The organism is Thermostichus sp. MS-CIW-36, from assembly GCF_054059035.1.
In genome coordinates this window covers 17,071-31,910 of the sequence record NZ_JBSSBR010000030.1, presented here as the reverse complement: position 1 = coordinate 31,910, position 14,840 = coordinate 17,071, and the positions used below count along the sequence as shown (strand labels likewise).

13 protein-coding genes are annotated in these 14,840 nt (G+C 56.2%); 10 read left to right on the top strand and 3 right to left on the bottom strand.

What is annotated here, in order from left to right; all coding sequences use genetic code 11:
* Nucleotides 1-530: IS607 family transposase (locus tag ACVWVQ_RS11795; RefSeq protein ID WP_457508613.1), on the bottom strand; the 530-nt coding region annotated here is incomplete at its 3' end.
* A gap of 150 nt (nucleotides 531-680) precedes the next feature.
* Between ACVWVQ_RS11795 and ACVWVQ_RS11790 the strand changes: the two genes are divergently transcribed.
* The 9 genes from ACVWVQ_RS11790 to ACVWVQ_RS11750 all read left to right on the top strand — a co-directional run bounded on the left by ACVWVQ_RS11790 (nucleotide 681) and on the right by ACVWVQ_RS11750 (nucleotide 10,606).
* A complete protein-coding gene (locus tag ACVWVQ_RS11790; RefSeq protein ID WP_457508611.1) occupies nucleotides 681-1,685 on the top strand; it encodes a circadian clock protein KaiA in 1,005 nt (334 codons plus the stop codon).
* A 2-nt stretch (nucleotides 1,686-1,687) separates the two neighbouring features.
* Nucleotides 1,688-1,990, top strand: coding sequence for a circadian clock protein KaiB (kaiB, locus tag ACVWVQ_RS11785; protein ID WP_011430723.1), 303 nt, complete (start codon nucleotides 1,688-1,690; stop codon nucleotides 1,988-1,990).
* 28 nt (nucleotides 1,991-2,018) lie between these two features.
* Entirely contained in the window at nucleotides 2,019-3,644 is a 1,626-nt protein-coding gene (gene kaiC, locus ACVWVQ_RS11780; RefSeq protein ID WP_414373238.1) for a circadian clock protein KaiC, read from the top strand.
* A gap of 219 nt (nucleotides 3,645-3,863) precedes the next feature.
* Nucleotides 3,864-4,982, top strand: coding sequence for a type IV pilus biogenesis protein PilM (pilM, locus tag ACVWVQ_RS11775; protein ID WP_457466787.1), 1,119 nt, complete (start codon nucleotides 3,864-3,866; stop codon nucleotides 4,980-4,982).
* A gap of 60 nt (nucleotides 4,983-5,042) precedes the next feature.
* Complete coding sequence (locus ACVWVQ_RS11770; RefSeq protein WP_457411508.1) at nucleotides 5,043-5,750, top strand: PilN domain-containing protein; 708 nt, start codon at nucleotides 5,043-5,045, stop codon at nucleotides 5,748-5,750.
* On the top strand, nucleotides 5,750-6,472 hold the full coding sequence (locus tag ACVWVQ_RS11765) for a hypothetical protein (RefSeq protein ID WP_457508609.1): 723 nt from the start codon (nucleotides 5,750-5,752) through the stop codon (nucleotides 6,470-6,472). Before ACVWVQ_RS11770 ends, ACVWVQ_RS11765 begins: the two co-directional genes overlap by 1 nt.
* 263 nt (nucleotides 6,473-6,735) lie before the next feature.
* Nucleotides 6,736-8,886, top strand: a complete 2,151-nt coding sequence (locus ACVWVQ_RS11760) for an AMIN domain-containing protein (RefSeq protein WP_457508607.1) — start codon at nucleotides 6,736-6,738, stop codon at nucleotides 8,884-8,886.
* A gap of 250 nt (nucleotides 8,887-9,136) precedes the next feature.
* Nucleotides 9,137-10,144: an Ig-like domain-containing protein gene (locus ACVWVQ_RS11755; protein WP_457508605.1), complete on the top strand. Its 1,008-nt coding sequence runs from the start codon at nucleotides 9,137-9,139 to the stop codon at nucleotides 10,142-10,144.
* 84 nt (nucleotides 10,145-10,228) lie between these two features.
* Nucleotides 10,229-10,606, top strand: a complete 378-nt coding sequence (locus tag ACVWVQ_RS11750; protein WP_414329093.1) for a hypothetical protein — start codon at nucleotides 10,229-10,231, stop codon at nucleotides 10,604-10,606.
* A 177-nt stretch (nucleotides 10,607-10,783) separates the two neighbouring features.
* Here the strand turns inward: ACVWVQ_RS11750 and ACVWVQ_RS11745 are convergent, their stop codons facing one another.
* Nucleotides 10,784-11,350, bottom strand: coding sequence for a DUF2854 domain-containing protein (locus ACVWVQ_RS11745; RefSeq protein ID WP_457508603.1), 567 nt, complete (start codon nucleotides 11,348-11,350; stop codon nucleotides 10,784-10,786).
* Nucleotides 11,351-11,472: 122 nt separating this feature from the next.
* Here ACVWVQ_RS11745 and ACVWVQ_RS11740 point away from each other — a divergent pair, with 122 nt between their 5' ends.
* Entirely contained in the window at nucleotides 11,473-13,014 is a 1,542-nt protein-coding gene (locus ACVWVQ_RS11740; protein WP_457466790.1) for an aminotransferase class I/II-fold pyridoxal phosphate-dependent enzyme, read from the top strand.
* 15 nt (nucleotides 13,015-13,029) lie between these two features.
* Here the strand turns inward: ACVWVQ_RS11740 and ACVWVQ_RS11735 are convergent, their stop codons facing one another.
* Nucleotides 13,030-14,472 carry a hemolysin family protein gene (locus ACVWVQ_RS11735; RefSeq protein WP_457466791.1) on the bottom strand — a complete coding sequence of 481 codons (1,443 nt, stop codon included), beginning with the start codon at nucleotides 14,470-14,472 and terminating at the stop codon, nucleotides 13,030-13,032.
* Nucleotides 14,473-14,840 lie beyond the last annotated feature (368 nt).

The window sequence follows — 14,840 nt, the reverse complement described above, 5'->3', positions numbered from 1 at the left end:
CCGTAGAGCCGACTGCTGAAGCAGTGCAGGATGGTGAGGATATCCTCAACCAGTTCCTGTTGGGGAGAAAGGTGATCGTCATCGAGAACCAAGATTTCGCACCCGTATTGACGGCAGTACCACTCAACGAACTCAAATCCAAACCGGCAGAGTCGATCCCGGTGAGCGACCACAATTGTTCCGACATCTCCCGCACGAACTCGTTCCAATAAGGCAAGGAACTTTGGTCTTTTGAAGTCGAGACTGCTGCCAACCTCTCCGACCACTTCGGCTCCAGGATAGAGGTTAACCAGTCTTGCAATCTGTCTCTCCAAGTCTGGTTTCTGCCCTCGACTGCTGACTCGGGCGTACAAAACGACTCGTTTGTCCTTCTTGGGCGCTCTGATGTAGCTGTCGAGGTCATACCTTCTCGCCCTACCGGATGGTGTACGTGTTGCATGGATCCAGCCTTTCTGTTCCCATCGCCTCAAGGTGTGGAGACACACCCCAAAATAATCCGCCGCTTCTCTCGGTTTTACATACCTAGCCATGCCAAGCAGCCATACTGAACATACTGTACATTATTTTCAGTATAGTCCAGCATATCATTGACTAGAGTCATGCTCCCGCTCTTTTCCTCTGGCCGGTGAGCGCGGATCCCGGTCAGATTTAAGATAGGAAATATATCTTCATCCTTTGTCTTGTTGCCTGACACCCATCCACTGCGCATCAACCTGTTGCTGGATTGGGAGCCGCCAGCAGGAGAGCCCCTAGCTTGCGAGGACTGGCTACCCCCTGAACGCTTTGTTGTCGAGTGTTTTCAGGATCAAGCTACCTTCCTAGAGGCTCTCAGAAAACAAGACGGCCATGTCGATTGCTTGGTGCTCCTGGTGGATCCCACTCGGCTGCAAGAGCTGCACGATCTGGGCAATCAGCTCTGCGCGTGGGGACTGCTGCTGCCGACGGTGTTGGCGATTGTGCTGGAAGAATCCCATCTGCACAAGGAAACACCGGAGACGGAAGGAGAGATCCCTGCCGCCTCATCTTTGGTGAAGGCACTGCTCAAGCGAGAGCAGTTTTTCTACCACAACGCCACCCTCGTTCGTCCCATTTCACCGCAAGAACTGAAAGGGCAGGTGCGGGCCGCCTGTGCCGCTTCGGGATCCCCTTCCGTCTTGGAGCTGCTGGTGGATCGGGCCATCGCCTTGTTTCTACAGATGTCTCCCACCTGCGGCCTCCCGCAGGGCCCAGTGCACCCCAGCGATCAGCCCTACCTGGCTTACAGCAACCAACAACAACGGCGGCTGGCGGAGAAATTGCGAGAACGGCTGAGCTATGCCGGAGTGTACTATCATCGTGACCCGGAGCTGTTTTATCGCCGCCTTCCGCCCCACGAGCAGCGAGCTTTGATGCAACGGCTGCGCGGCCTTTACCAGGCGATTGTCCTGGAATACTTTCAGTCTCCCGAAACCGCCAATGCCCGCATCGATGAACTGGTGGCCTTGGCCTTTTTTGCCGATATTGGCGCTGCTCAACTGCTGGAGCTGCACATGAACTTGATGGAAGACTTTGCCAAACAATTGAAACTGGAAGGCCGCAGCGAAGAGATCCTGCTGGATTACCGCCTTACCCTGATCGATGTGATGGCCCACCTGAGCGAAATGTACCGCCGCTCCATTCCCAAAACCGCTCCAAGGGATCCTTAGATATGTCCACTCGCAAAGCCTATGTTCTCAAGCTCTACGTGGCGGGCAACACCCCCAATTCTCTGCGTGCCCTCAGCACCTTGCAAGACATCTTGGAAAAGGAGTTCCGCGGCGTGTACAGCCTGAAGGTGATCGATGTCTTGAAAAATCCGCAACTGGCAGAGGAAGATAAGATCTTGGCAACGCCGACCTTGGCCAAAATCCTGCCGCCACCGGTGCGGAAGATTATTGGCGATCTGTCCAACCGCGAGAAAGTGCTCATCGGCCTGGATCTGCTCTACGAAGAATTGGACGAAGAGGCTTGAGACAGGCTGCAGGAGCAAGGAGAGTGGGATGAACCAGTCATTGGGGCCTTCTGAGCCAGAAAAGCCACAAGATAACACCGCAGAGGACTCCACCGAACCAACCCCAGACAACCACCGAGCGGATCTCTCAGAGCTGCGAGGGATCCCCAAAAAACAGACGGGCATCGAGGGCTTTGAAGACATCAGTCACGGTGGGCTACCCCTGGGACGCACCACCCTGGTCAGCGGCACCTCCGGCACCGGCAAAACCCTGTTTGCCATGCAGTTCCTTTACAACGGCATCGTGAAGTATCAAGAGCCGGGGATCTTCGTCACCTTCGAGGAAACCCCCGCCGATATCATTCGCAATGCCTCCAGCTTTGGCTGGGATCTGCAGGCCCTCATCGACAGGGGCCAACTGTTTATCCTGGATGCCTCCCCCGATCCCGAAGGCTATGAGGTGAGCGGCAACTTTGATTTGTCGGCCCTCATCGAGCGCATCCAGTACGCCATTCGCAAATACAAAGCCAAGCGGGTCTCCATCGACTCAGTGACAGCCATCTTTCAGCAGTACGACCCTGCCGGTGTGGTGCGGCGGGAGCTGTTCCGCCTGACGGCCCGCCTCAAGCAGGCCAACGTCACCACCGTCATGACCACGGAGCGCACCGACGAGTACGGCCCCATCGCCCGCTACGGCGTAGAGGAATTCGTCTCCGATAACGTGGTGATCCTACGCAACATCCTGGAAGGAGAGAAACGGCGGCGCACCATCGAGATCTTGAAGCTGCGGGGCACCACCCACATGAAGGGGGAATATCCCTTCACCATCACCAATGACGGGATCAACATCTTCCCCCTGGGAGCCATGCAACTGACCCAGCGCTCCTCCAACGTGCGGGTCTCCTCCGGCATCGAGAAGCTGGACGAAATGTGCGGCGGCGGCTTCTTCAAGGACTCGATTATTTTGGCCACCGGCGCCACCGGCACGGGCAAAACCTCGCTGGTGAGCAAATTCCTGGAGCGGGGCTGCCTGGATGGGGAACGCTGCATTCTCTTTGCCTACGAAGAGTCGCGGGCGCAGCTGTCCCGCAACGCCTCCTCCTGGGGCATTGAGCTGGAAGAGTTCGAGCGGCAGGGCCTCCTCAAGATCATCTGCGCCTACCCAGAATCTGCCGGCCTGGAAGACCACCTGCAGAAGATCAAAACCGAGATGATGGCCTTCAAGCCCTCCCGCATGGCCATCGACTCCCTGTCAGCCCTGGCGCGGGGAGTGAGCCAAAATGCCTTCCGCCAGTTTGTAATCGGGGTAACTGGCCTGGCCAAGCAGGAGGAGATCACCGGCTTTTTCACCAACACCACCGACCAATTCATGGGATCCCATTCCATCACCGAATCCCACATCTCCACCATCACCGACACGATTATCCTGCTGCAATACGTGGAGATCCGCGGAGAAATGGCCCGCGCCCTCAACGTCTTCAAAATGCGGGGATCCTGGCACGACAAAGGGATCCGCGAGTACCTCATCTCCAACGCAGGCATCCAAATCCGCGATTCCTTCCGGGGCTACGAGCGCATCATCAGCGGATCCCCGACCCGCATCAATGTGGATGAGAAAAACGAGCTCTCCCGGATTGTGCAAAACGTCCAGGCCCTCGAGGAAGAAGGGTTGTGAGCGGTTACAACAGTTCCGTGAGTGGGCGCGGCAACAGACCCGTTGAGTCAAGCGAATTTCCAACACCGCTCAACACCGCGCAAGCCCTGCACTTGCGGCTGGCAGGGAGGGATCGGCCCAGACAAGGATTTCCCCGCGGCCAATGGCGAACAGTGGTAACCCACCTACAAATTGGGTAGTATGCCTCTAGCAGTAGCGCAAAGGGCGGGGTTTCCCGGCGTGTTTAGTTTTCTTGGTGGCTCCAAAACCCGAACCATGCTTGGGGTGGACATCAACCCCGAGCGTATCGCCGTTGCCCAACTGAAAAAGCAGGGCAATGGTCGCTATCGTCTGGCCCACTACCACAGCGTGGACATGCCAGAAGGGGCGATGGTCGAAGGGCGCATCCTCGATCCGAACACGGTTGGTTTGGTCTTGATGAATTTGCTCAATGAAAACAAAGTGCCCACCAACCTGCCGGCAGCCACAGCAGTGCCCGTAAGGGAGGCCATCGTTCGTCTCATTCGCCTGCCTGCCGACCTACCTGCCGATGAGCTGCGCCGGGTGGTTTTGGAGCAGGAGGCCGAACTTTACATTCCCTATCCGCGGGATCAGGCGGATGTCGACTACCAGCCCTTGGGTCTCGATCTTTCCCAGGATGGCATTGAGCGCATCGAAGTCTTGCTGGTGGCCATCCCCAAAGAGGTGGTGGACAACTACCTGGAGGTGCTGCAGGTGGCCAACTTGCAGGTGCGCTGTGTGGAGCTGGCCAGCTTCTCCCTCATTCGCACCATCCGCGATCAGCTAACCCAGTACGGCCCCCAAGAGGCCGTGTTGCTCAGCTCCATCGGCTACGACAGCAGCGAGATCAGCATTTTGGTGAACGGGATCCCGCAATTTACCCGCACCGTCAACATCGGCACCATCCACATGCGGCAGGTGCTGGCCCAATCCCTGAATCTGCCGCTTAGCCGCACCGGCGACCTGTTGCGAACTCTGAGGTTACCCTTGATCAACCCCACCGATATTTTGGCCACGGGAGAACAGCCAGCGCCCAGCAATCCCGGTGTAGCAGCAGTAACGCGCGTTGTCTCCGATTTGGCGGATGAACTGAGGCGCTCCATCGACTTCTTTACGAGCACAGAAAGCAGCTCGCCTGTGGTGAAAGTACTGCTGGCCGGAACTGGGGCAAGCATCGGCCAAATCGACGGCTTCTTATCTCAGTCGTTGAGCGTGGCGGTGGAGTTGGCGGATCCCTTTGGCAACATTGTCGTGCCGGATTCAGTGGAACTGCCCCTGGAGGAACGCCCAGCAATGGGAGTGGCCCTGGGGTTGGCGTTACGGGAAGACACCAAGTAGCGGCAGCAGGCAGCGCAAGCTCGCCCAACCGATGGAATAGCGCACAAGGCGGTTAAAGAGATGTACACACCGGAGATCAATTTCCTCAAAGAAAGGCCGGATGTCCTCACCACAGCTCGAACAGGTGGGGGAGCAGTAGTCGCAGCTGAGGCTGCAGAGGGATCCCAGAATTGGATCCCGGCCATTGGCCTGGGGGTTGCTGTTGCTGCTGTAGCGATGGGAGCTTTTTGGTATTTCCAAGACAGCTTTTCCCGCCAGAGAGAAACCTTGAGGGCGGAGCGGGCTCGCCTTGACAGTGAGCTCAGCACAGCCAATGCTGAGTTGTCCCAGCTGCAGAATGCCAATCAAGAGCTGCAAACCATTCGCGCCCAAACGGAAGGGTTCCGCTCCTTTCTGAGATCCGTCCAGCCTTGGTCGGCCATCTTGGAAGAGCTGCGGCGCAAGATCCCCGGCCAGGGGGTATGGATAACCAACATCAGCGCTTCCGGGGATACCGTCAATATCCAAGGAGGGGCGCTGGACTTTCCCCTGGTGAACGACTTTTTGCTCACCCTGCTGGATTCCAACTTTGTTACCAGCGCCGTCCTGAACAGCAGCTCCCGGGTGGACGGCACAAACCTAACCGAGCCCAGCGTTACCTACGGCATAACCGTAACCATCCGTACCCTGGGGGATCCCGACCCAGAATTTACCCGCGAGCTGGAGCAGCGGGGAGCGATAGGCTTGGTTGAAAAGATCCGCATTTTGCGTCGAGTGGAGGCGAACTGATGACTGGATCGATTGAAGGTTTTCCCGACGAACAACTGGTGGTTCCCCCGGCAGGGCCGCCGGTACTGCTGGGCGTGGAGCTGACCCCCATTCGAATTGGTCTTTTAATCGGGATCACAGGGTTAGCCGCGGCGGGGTTTCTGGCCTTCACCCAACTTCGCCCCTTGATCGAGGAGGTACAGGCTTTGGAAAGGGAGGTAGCCAACAAAACCACCCAGTTGCAGGACATAAAGAGCCAGATTGCCAGTTTGCAAGATGTGCCCAATCAGGTCGAGAGAGCTCGCGTGGAGCGGGAACAGATCAGTGCCCTGCTCTCCACCCCCGAGAATGCCGACACGCAACTGCTGGATCTCAACCGGCTGGTGCAGGGGCAGCCCAACAGCGAGCTGCGCAGCTTTAGCCCTTCTCCACTGACTCCAGCGTCTTCGGCCAATCCGGAAGTGCCTGGGATCATCGCTCCCGCCATCCAAGTGCAGACCACCCGTGTCGCTCTGCGTGGCCCCTACACGGAGCTGATCAATCTGATGGGAGATATAGAACGTCTGCGCACGCTGTTCCGGGTGAGCAACATCAGCTTAAATCCTGTTCAAGACACAGGGGAACTGGACGCTGCTTTTGATTTGATTGCCTACATCTACAACAAGGACGTTCCGTTGGGCACTGCTCCTGCACCTGAAGGGCAAGCCCCCCCTGAAGGAGAACAGGCAGCACCCAGCCAATAGCCTAGCTATGCTTCGGCTCAGGGGGAGATCCTGCCAGTGCGGGATCCCTTTTGGGTTTTCAGAAGACGGGAACAATCGCCGGTGCAGCACAGATAGTGTTGCCAAATCGAAGATCTGGGAAAAATTTCTCCCGAAATGGCTACAGGTAGTGGCAAAGTCCGAGATTTCGGCTTTGATTAGGGAAGCACGGGGTGAACGAGGCCAAAGGCACCCGTGGCGAGGCTAAGCAAGAACACGGTTGGGTGAAGGAGTGAGGTGTGAGGATGATGAACCGTCGAGTTGCTTATGGGTGTGCGTTGAGCTTGATCCTGTCCCTGCCCCCATTGGCCTTAGAAAGCCGGGTCAATGAGGCAGCCGCTCAGCAGTTGACCTCCGCAAACCCGCAACGCCTCAGCCGCATCACAGATATCCGTTTGCTGCCCAACGGCAACCGCATGCAGTTGGAGATCAACACCGAAGGGGGCGCTCGCCCACAGGTGTTCTTTACCCAGCAGGGACAATCTTGGATCGGGGACATCACCAATGCTCAATTGAGCGGAAGCCAGGGCCGCTATCGCCAAGAGTCTCCCCTGCCGGGGGTGCGCTTCATTGAGGCCCGGCAGTTGAGCAACGACAGCGTGCGGATAGAAATAGCCGGTGTGGCCGCAGCTCCCCAAGGCTTGCTGGCTCGGCGCAGCCCGACGCAGTTGGTCTTCGACTTTGAGGGCCTACCCTCTGCCCCACTGGCTCCCCTAGCGGCGGTTCCCCCTCAACCCTCGTCCAACCAAGCAGCGCCCGGCCAACCGGCGTCACTAAACCGACCTCAGCCCGTGGCTCCTGTTCCTCAGCCCGCAGCTCCTGCCCCTGCCTCCCAACCGGTCGCTCAAAACCCTGCCCCTCCGCAGACAACTCAAGCGGCTCCTCCTGCACCTGCTGTTCCTGCTGCACCCGTGATTTCTCAGGTCCCCCCTGTGGGCCAGCTCAACCAACCCCAACTGCCGCCAGGGGTTGTCAATCCTGATGTTTCTCCGTTTCAAGGTCGAGCAATGGCTCCCCCGGCTGGAGATCTTGCCGTTGGCAGTATTATTCCAGCTCCTCCCCCGGTGGATTTGGGTTCAAATGCCAAGATCACTTTGACCTTAAGAGATGCTCCTGTAGGTGATGTGTTAAGCCTACTGGTGCGTCGAGCTGGGCTTAATGTAGTTCTCAATGATGTGCCTCCGGACTTGACGATTTCCCTAGATGTAGCTGACTCACCTCTACAAGAAACATTTAACTTTATTTTGCGCTTGAAGGAGCTTCAAGCGTCTCGCGTAGGGCAAACAGTTTTCATTGGTACTACACTCCCTGGGGTTGGCCAGCAGATCGTCAGGACGTACAGACTCAATCAACTGAGAATCGAAGAGGAGATCCAAAACTTTGATTTAACTGCTGCCGGTGCCGCAGGTGGAGGTGGAACAACTGAAATCACGGCTAGGCAGCTAGGTGTTACTCCGAGTGAAATTAGAAGCAGAATTCTAGCCATTTTGGAAGCATCAAACATTCCTTTGGCTCAGGAATCGGCCATTCAAGCAGATCCAAGAACGAATTCACTGACTATTGTTGCCACACCTACCCAACATGACGTAATAGCAGCATATCTTGCCCAAATTGATCTCAGAAGTCGACAGGTCTTGATTAGCGCCAGGTTTATCGAGATTAACCTTAACGACAACTCTGACTTAGGAGTTGCATTAGGTGGTGCATCTGGAAACTTTGCGCTGGGTTCTGGAGATAATACCACCTTTGGTGGAACTCCTCTTAGCCAACCCGAGGGATCCTCAGTTCCTAACGTTGGTTCGGTTCCGGCTCCAGCAACTGGGGGCTCACTTGTATTTAATACTTTAAACCGGCTCCAGCAGTCTCTTGCAGCTCGTATAGATGCATCTATTGCTTCGGGGACAGCTAAGATATTGGCCGATCCAAAAGTAGTCGTTGCCAACAACACCGGTGCGGCTGTTGTGGTTGGCCAAGAAGTCATTACCAACAGGAGAATACAAACGGATCCCGCAACAGGCCAGTCAGTAGTTGTTTTCGAGAAGGGAAACGCAGGAGTTAACTTGCTTATTCAAAATGTTAGGATTGACGATAATGGCTATGTTACGTTAAATCTCATTCCTCAGATTTCATCCATCGGTAGCCAAATTACTTTGGCAGATGGCACCGTAATTAGCTTGCTGAACCAGCGTTCTGTTGGAACTTTGCAAACCAGACTGAAAGACAGAGAAACCCTATTTTTGGGAGGCTTGATACGAGAGGAGGATCGAGTATCTGTTGACAGGGTTCCACTGCTTTCTGAGATTCCTCTGCTGGGTTCTCTTTTTCGTAGGCAAAATACGATAAATGAGAGAACTGAAATTGTAGTCCTAATTACGCCGACAATTTTGGAGGACTGAAGGAAAATCTTTATCGCTGCAAGCCGCTTTCTTCCTGTTGAGCTAGTTACCTTCCTATAAAGACATCTTGGTTTAAATGCTAAGGTCAAGCTTTTCTTGCCGATTTTGGTTGAGACTGGGATCCCTGCTGCTGAGCTTGGCTCTGGCTGGGGCGCTGGCTTCGATTGACACAGGGTGGTCGCAAACCCATCGCCTTTCTCTACCAGTCCAGGGTCAGAGCTATCCACAGCTAGTCGAGCAATCACGCCCTTTGGTTTGGCGAGCTTTGGCGCAACAATTCCAAGCGCAGCCGCAGCCGGAGGAGATCACCTTGGAAGTACTAGGACAAGCCGGGGATCGGCAAGCTCCTCTGTTTACCGTGCGAATGCCTCGCAGCGTTTGGCAGCAGAACCCCTCACCTAGCCAACTGGAGCAACACACTACTTTCTATCCCGATGCGTTGGCTCTTTTACAACCGAGAGCACCGGTGCAGCAGGGTCAGGTAGAGTTTACTGCTCCCTCTGCAAATGGAACTACATTGGTCTCCAGCAATCCTTCCAATGGCCAAAGAGGGATCCCAATTGACCAAAATATCCATCTGCGTTTTGATCGACAGCTTCCAGCCGGAATAACAGGTCTAGCCTTCGGGATCCAGCCCCCTGTGGAGGTGGCCTTTGACATTCAGGGAAACGAGCTGATCTTTCAGCCTTTACAGCTACTCAGCTACAGCACAGATTACAGAATACTCTTGCCTGCAGCCAAAGAGCTGGATTTACAAAAGCCCATAGAATTGACTTTCCGCACCGAGCCTCAGTACAGTTACCAGCGAGATATTAAGCCCTTGCTAGAAGCCAGTTGTGTAGGTTGTCATCAGCAGGCCGGTCGGATGCGGCGCAGCCCTTTAGATAGTTATGCTGCGGTGATGCGTTATGTAACGCCGGGATCGGAAAATAGCGAGTTGCTCAAACCGCGTTGGTTAGCTCGTCATGCTGTCATCCAGCGAGCTGCAGGGATCCGTTTGAATGGGGGGGGAGTGGATGCCCTGAGTTTGTTGTCGCAGGGCAGGGAAGGAGCTGAACCTACGCCCAGGGTTCCTGTGAGTGATCCCCAGGGAGAGTCTCCCGGATCTTTTATCGGACGCAGTGGATCCCCAGAATTGGCCTATATTCGTCGCAACGGCACCGGCATGGATCGCCTAGGTCACTTGAGCGCTGATGAAATTCAAATCCTGCGTACCTGGATTATTCAGGATCAAGCGGCTGAGGCCCATAAGAGTTAGCCTGATGGGCTGGAGAGTCTTTACCAACAAAGATCCCTTGCTCGTTTGTTTACTTTAAGATTAGGAACCTACGAGATCAATTTGATGACAACCCCCACAGAGGATCGGCTAGACCGGATTGAGCGTGTTGTAGAAGTTTTGGTGAACCAGCAGAGGGAAGTGCTGGGGCGCGTCGATGGGTTGTCTCACCGGGTGGATAGCTTGACCGAGCAGGTGGATAACCTCACGGATCGAGTAGACAACCTGACTAACCGAGTAGATAGCCTGACCGACAGGGTGGATAACCTCTCCCAAAGTGTCAGCAAACTTTCCGCCGATGTCGATAAGTTGGGCTTCAAGTTCGACACTGCTCAATCGGTTGGGGAGCGGCTAGAGCGGCTGGCAACCAGCTTGATCGCAGGAGCCACGATTAGCATCATTGCCGGGGTTATCCTTGTGCTGCTCAGAGAGGGATCCCGTTAATTCTTTCCCGCCCCCTCGATGGAAAAAAATAGGGATCCCAGCCAATGGGATCCCTGGTTATCCTTCCTCTAGTGTTTCAGTCCTCAACACACCTTCCCTATGAGATGCTCTGATTCTAAGAGCCGACCCGTGAAAAAGTCGTGAAACTGACAGATGAGGTGGAAGGTTAAGCCTTGCTCAGGTGGTCAGGGATCCACCTCGGGCAACAAGCGCCAATTCCACCTGATTTTCTTGGGGCTGCTCCAGTTGCACCTCCACATCTCGGCCAAAGAAGCCTTGCATTTTTTTCTGGTAGCTTTCCTGCCATTGTTGGAAGGGAACCTTGGGGGAATCGAACAGAAGCACCAAGGTATACCGGCCATCTCGCAGCTCTTCTCTGTACCCTCTCACCTTGGGCAGATCTGCTTCCAGAGGGCCGCGCAGACCCAGAAACTCCAGGGCATCTTCCAGGTGGGCATTAGCCCCGTAGCTATATTTGGTGATATCGGCGCGGACTTGCTTTTGAATTTCCGTGGCCTGCTGGGCGCGGGCTTGGATCACCTCGAGAGAAGGGGCGGCCAGGGCAGGTACCGGCTTGAGTTCCACTACCTTCATGGTTATCCCTCCCAACAGCAAGGGGATCCCGGCAAACAGGCCGATGAGATTGAGGGTGGGATCGTTGTAGTGGGCAAAGCCCCAAGCCGTGGCGGCAGCCCCGGCCAGCAACACGAGAGTGCTCAGGGGGAAGGGCAGTTTTTCAAACATACAGGAGAGGAAGAAAGGCCACCTGAAAACCCAGGCTAGCAGGAAAAGCGCCAGCGGTGGACTTAGCCTCCATTGGGATGGATAATCACAAAATGCCCACCTGGTGTGTTGAGGAGTGGTCTGTGGTTCTGTCCAATCTGTCCAAAACCTCTCGTTGCTTGCGCTCGCTGGATCGCAAAGCCCAAGAGCGAGCACCTCTTTTTGAGGCCATCCGCCACTATTGCAGCTTGGATAAGGCTCCTTTTCACACGCCAGGCCACAAACAGGGACGTGGGATCCCTGCCGATCTGCAAGCCTTTCTGGGAGAGAACGTCTTCCGGGCGGATCTGACCGAGTTGCCAGAGGTGGACAACCTCCACGATCCCGATGGGGTGATCCGGGAGGCCCAGGAGCTGGCTGCAGCGGCCTACGGCGCCGATCGCAGTTGGTTTTTGGTCAACGGTTCCACCTGTGGCGTGGAAACACTGGTGATGGCCGTGTGCGATCCAGGCGACAAGATCTTGTTGCCGCGCAACTGCCACAAATCCGCCATTGCCGGGGTGATCCTCTCTGGGGCGGTGCCGGCCTATATCGAGCCGGATTTTGACCCGGAGCTGGGCATTGCCCACGGGATTACCCCAGCCGGTTTGGAGGGGGCCTTGGCGGAGCATCCCGATGCCAAAGGCGTTTTGGTAGTCAGCCCCACCTACTACGGGGTCTGCTGCGATGTGCAGGCTTTGGCCTCCATCGCCCATGCCCATGGCCTACCGCTATTGGTGGACGAGGCCCACGGGCCCCATTTTGGGTTTCATTCGGAATTGCCCATTTCGGCCTTGGAAGCCGGAGCCGATCTGGTGGTGCAGTCCACCCACAAGGTGATCTCCGGCATGACGCAAGCCTCGCTGCTCCACCTGCAGGGATCCCGTATCGACCCCAACCGGGTGTGCAACATTCTGCAACTGCTGCAATCGACCAGTCCCAGCTATGTGCTGATGATGTCGCTGGATGTGGCACGGCGGCAGATGGCACTGGAGGGAGAAGCCCTGCTGGGCCAAGCCTTGGCTTTGGCAGATCAAGCCCGCGCCCGTCTCAACCGCATCCCCGGCTTGCGCTGTTTTGGCCCAGAGCGTATCGGCTCCACCCCTGGTTTTTTCGATTTCGACCGCACCCGCCTCACGGTAACGGTGACAGAGCTGGGGTTGTTCGGCTTCGACGCTCACGACTGGGTTAACGATCACTTCCACGTGCAGCCAGAGATGTCCACCCTGCACAATGTGGTCTTCATTGTCAGCATCGGCAATACCCAGCGAGACATTGACCGCCTGGTGGAAAGTTTCGCCGCCCTGTCGCAACATTTTCAGGGATCCCGCCCATCCAGAGCGGCAATGGAAAAAATGCAGCGGCTGGCACAACTGCCCCGTCCTTGCTTGCCACCACAACGGCTATCACCCCGGGAGGCTTTTTTTGCTCCCATTCAGCGGGTGCCTTTCCAAGAAGCAGTGGGCCATATCTGCGCCGAAATCATCTCCCCCTATCCACCTGGGATCCCGATTTTGGTGCCGGGAGAAGAGGTGACCCAAGAGGCGGTGGACTATCTGCTGTTGGTGCATGAGGCAGGAGGCTTTATCAACGGCCCAGAGGATGTGCGCCTACAAACCCTGAAGGTGGTCAAAGCAACGGCCTAGTCCTCTCCAGCAGGTTTATGGACGGGTTTTTGCCGTTTGCGCCGGGGGGAGCAGCGGCAGGGAGTTTGCCGGAGTGCCAGAACGACGGGCTACCTTCACCCGATCCACCCGTGGCCCCTCCATGCGCACCACCTGAAACTCCATGTCTTGGTAGGTGAACTTTTCCCCAGCACGCGGGATCTTCTGCATGTGGTAAATCAGAAAGCCCCCCAGCGTCTGGTAATCCTCGTGCAGGGGCAGGTTGAGGCCACAGCGCTCGTTGATCTCTTCAATATCTAGCTGAGCCTGAATGAGCAGGGTATTTTCGTCGAGTTCTTGAATGTCCGGCTCCTTGGTGTTGGGATCCGGGCCATCGGAGAGCTTGCCGACAATCTCCTCCACCAAGTCTTGAATGGTGATCAGGCCCGCCGTGCCGCCAAACTCATCCACCACCACCACCATCGGCCAGTGGTGCTGCCTCATTTCGGGCAACAGTTCGGCAATCGGCTTGTTCTCCGGCTCAAAGTGGGCCTCGCGGATGAAGTTGGTGATGGGGCTGTGGAGGTCGATGGATCCCTTGGCCAGCTCCCCAATGACTTCCTTGACGTGGATCAGCCCGCGGATGTCATCCAAAGACTCGCCGTAGACCGGGTAACGGGAGTGCCCCGATTCCGCCACCTCGGCCAGCACCTCTTGCACCGTTGCAGTTTCTGGCACCGCGTCGATGCTGGTACGCGGGATCATCACCTCGCTGGCCACCGTCTCGCCGAACTCGAAGATGTTGCTCAACAGCTCTCGCTCTTCCGCCTCAATGTTGCCCGACTCCACCGACGAGGCGATCAGCAGTTGCAACTCCTCCACCGTCATGGTGCTGTAAAAGGAGCTGGCCTCCGGAATCTGGACTCCCAAAAGCCGCAGCACACACCGAGAGGAAAAGCGGGGCAGCTCTACAAAAGGTCTTAGGATACGGCTGACCAAACGATTGAGCCAGGCCAGTTGCAGCGCAATCGGCTCGGAATAGAGGATGGCCAGAGTCTTGGGGATCAGCTCCCCTACCACGATCTGAAAATAGGTGAGCAGCGAAAACACCACTACCACCGCCACCCCCTGCATAAGGGCCGGATCCACACTCTGAAACCAGTCCAAGCGGCTCAAGGCCAAAAACAGCGTGGGCGAAACTTGGGTGGCTCCAATCCAGCCCAGCAATACACTGGCCAGAGTAATGCCCAACTGTGTGGTGGAGAGGGCATATTCCAGTTGTTCCTGGGCTTTTTGCACAATTGCCGCCTGGCGGTTTCCCTCGCTCGCCAACTGCACCATGCGGGAGCGCCGCGCCGATACCAAGGAAAACTCGACTGCGACAAAGAAAGCGTTGATGACCAGAAGACCGATGACCCAAAGGAGACTAAGCGACGCATCTCCCCACGAAAGCTCAGTGTTGGGGAAAGTAGCCGCCGAGGCTAAAGGGGGGTCGTCCATCAGGGGGAGCAGCAAGACGGATAGACAGCATTCTAGCTCAGCCTGACCCCACCACCTGTCCCTAGCCAGCTGTCGAACCGGCTTCAGCCATCAGGCAGCTACCGTGTAGACGCTTTCCCCATGCCCAAAAGGAAAGGGATCCCTGACCTTTGCACAACCCAGCTTTCGCAGTTCTCAAGGTCGCTACTTTTTCATCAAGCAGTAGCAGCTACAGCCTTTTCCGGCAACGCTCACCCCCGCCTATGCAGGGGGCATCTCCTGAGTGCTAGTCGTCGATATCGACAATATTGCCGGTAGTGGCGTCGATCTTAACTTCAATATCGTTGGTAAATTTCACCAATTTTCGGGCTGGAGGCCCGCACCATAGC

What these genes read in the sequence shown, in the direction of transcription:
- ACVWVQ_RS11750 (WP_414329093.1), top strand. Translation starts at nt 10,229, where the DNA reads ATGACAACCCCCACAGAGGATCGGCTAGACCGGATTGAGCGTGTTGTA.
- ACVWVQ_RS11765 (WP_457508609.1), top strand. Translation starts at nt 5,750, where the DNA reads ATGACTGGATCGATTGAAGGTTTTCCCGACGAACAACTGGTGGTTCCC.
- ACVWVQ_RS11745 (WP_457508603.1), bottom strand. Translation starts at nt 11,350, where the DNA reads ATGTTTGAAAAACTGCCCTTCCCCCTGAGCACTCTCGTGTTGCTGGCC.
- kaiC (WP_414373238.1), top strand. Translation starts at nt 2,019, where the DNA reads ATGAACCAGTCATTGGGGCCTTCTGAGCCAGAAAAGCCACAAGATAAC.
- ACVWVQ_RS11770 (WP_457411508.1), top strand. Translation starts at nt 5,043, where the DNA reads ATGTACACACCGGAGATCAATTTCCTCAAAGAAAGGCCGGATGTCCTC.
- ACVWVQ_RS11760 (WP_457508607.1), top strand. Translation starts at nt 6,736, where the DNA reads ATGATGAACCGTCGAGTTGCTTATGGGTGTGCGTTGAGCTTGATCCTG.
- kaiB (WP_011430723.1), top strand. Translation starts at nt 1,688, where the DNA reads ATGTCCACTCGCAAAGCCTATGTTCTCAAGCTCTACGTGGCGGGCAAC.
- ACVWVQ_RS11735 (WP_457466791.1), bottom strand. Translation starts at nt 14,472, where the DNA reads ATGGACGACCCCCCTTTAGCCTCGGCGGCTACTTTCCCCAACACTGAG.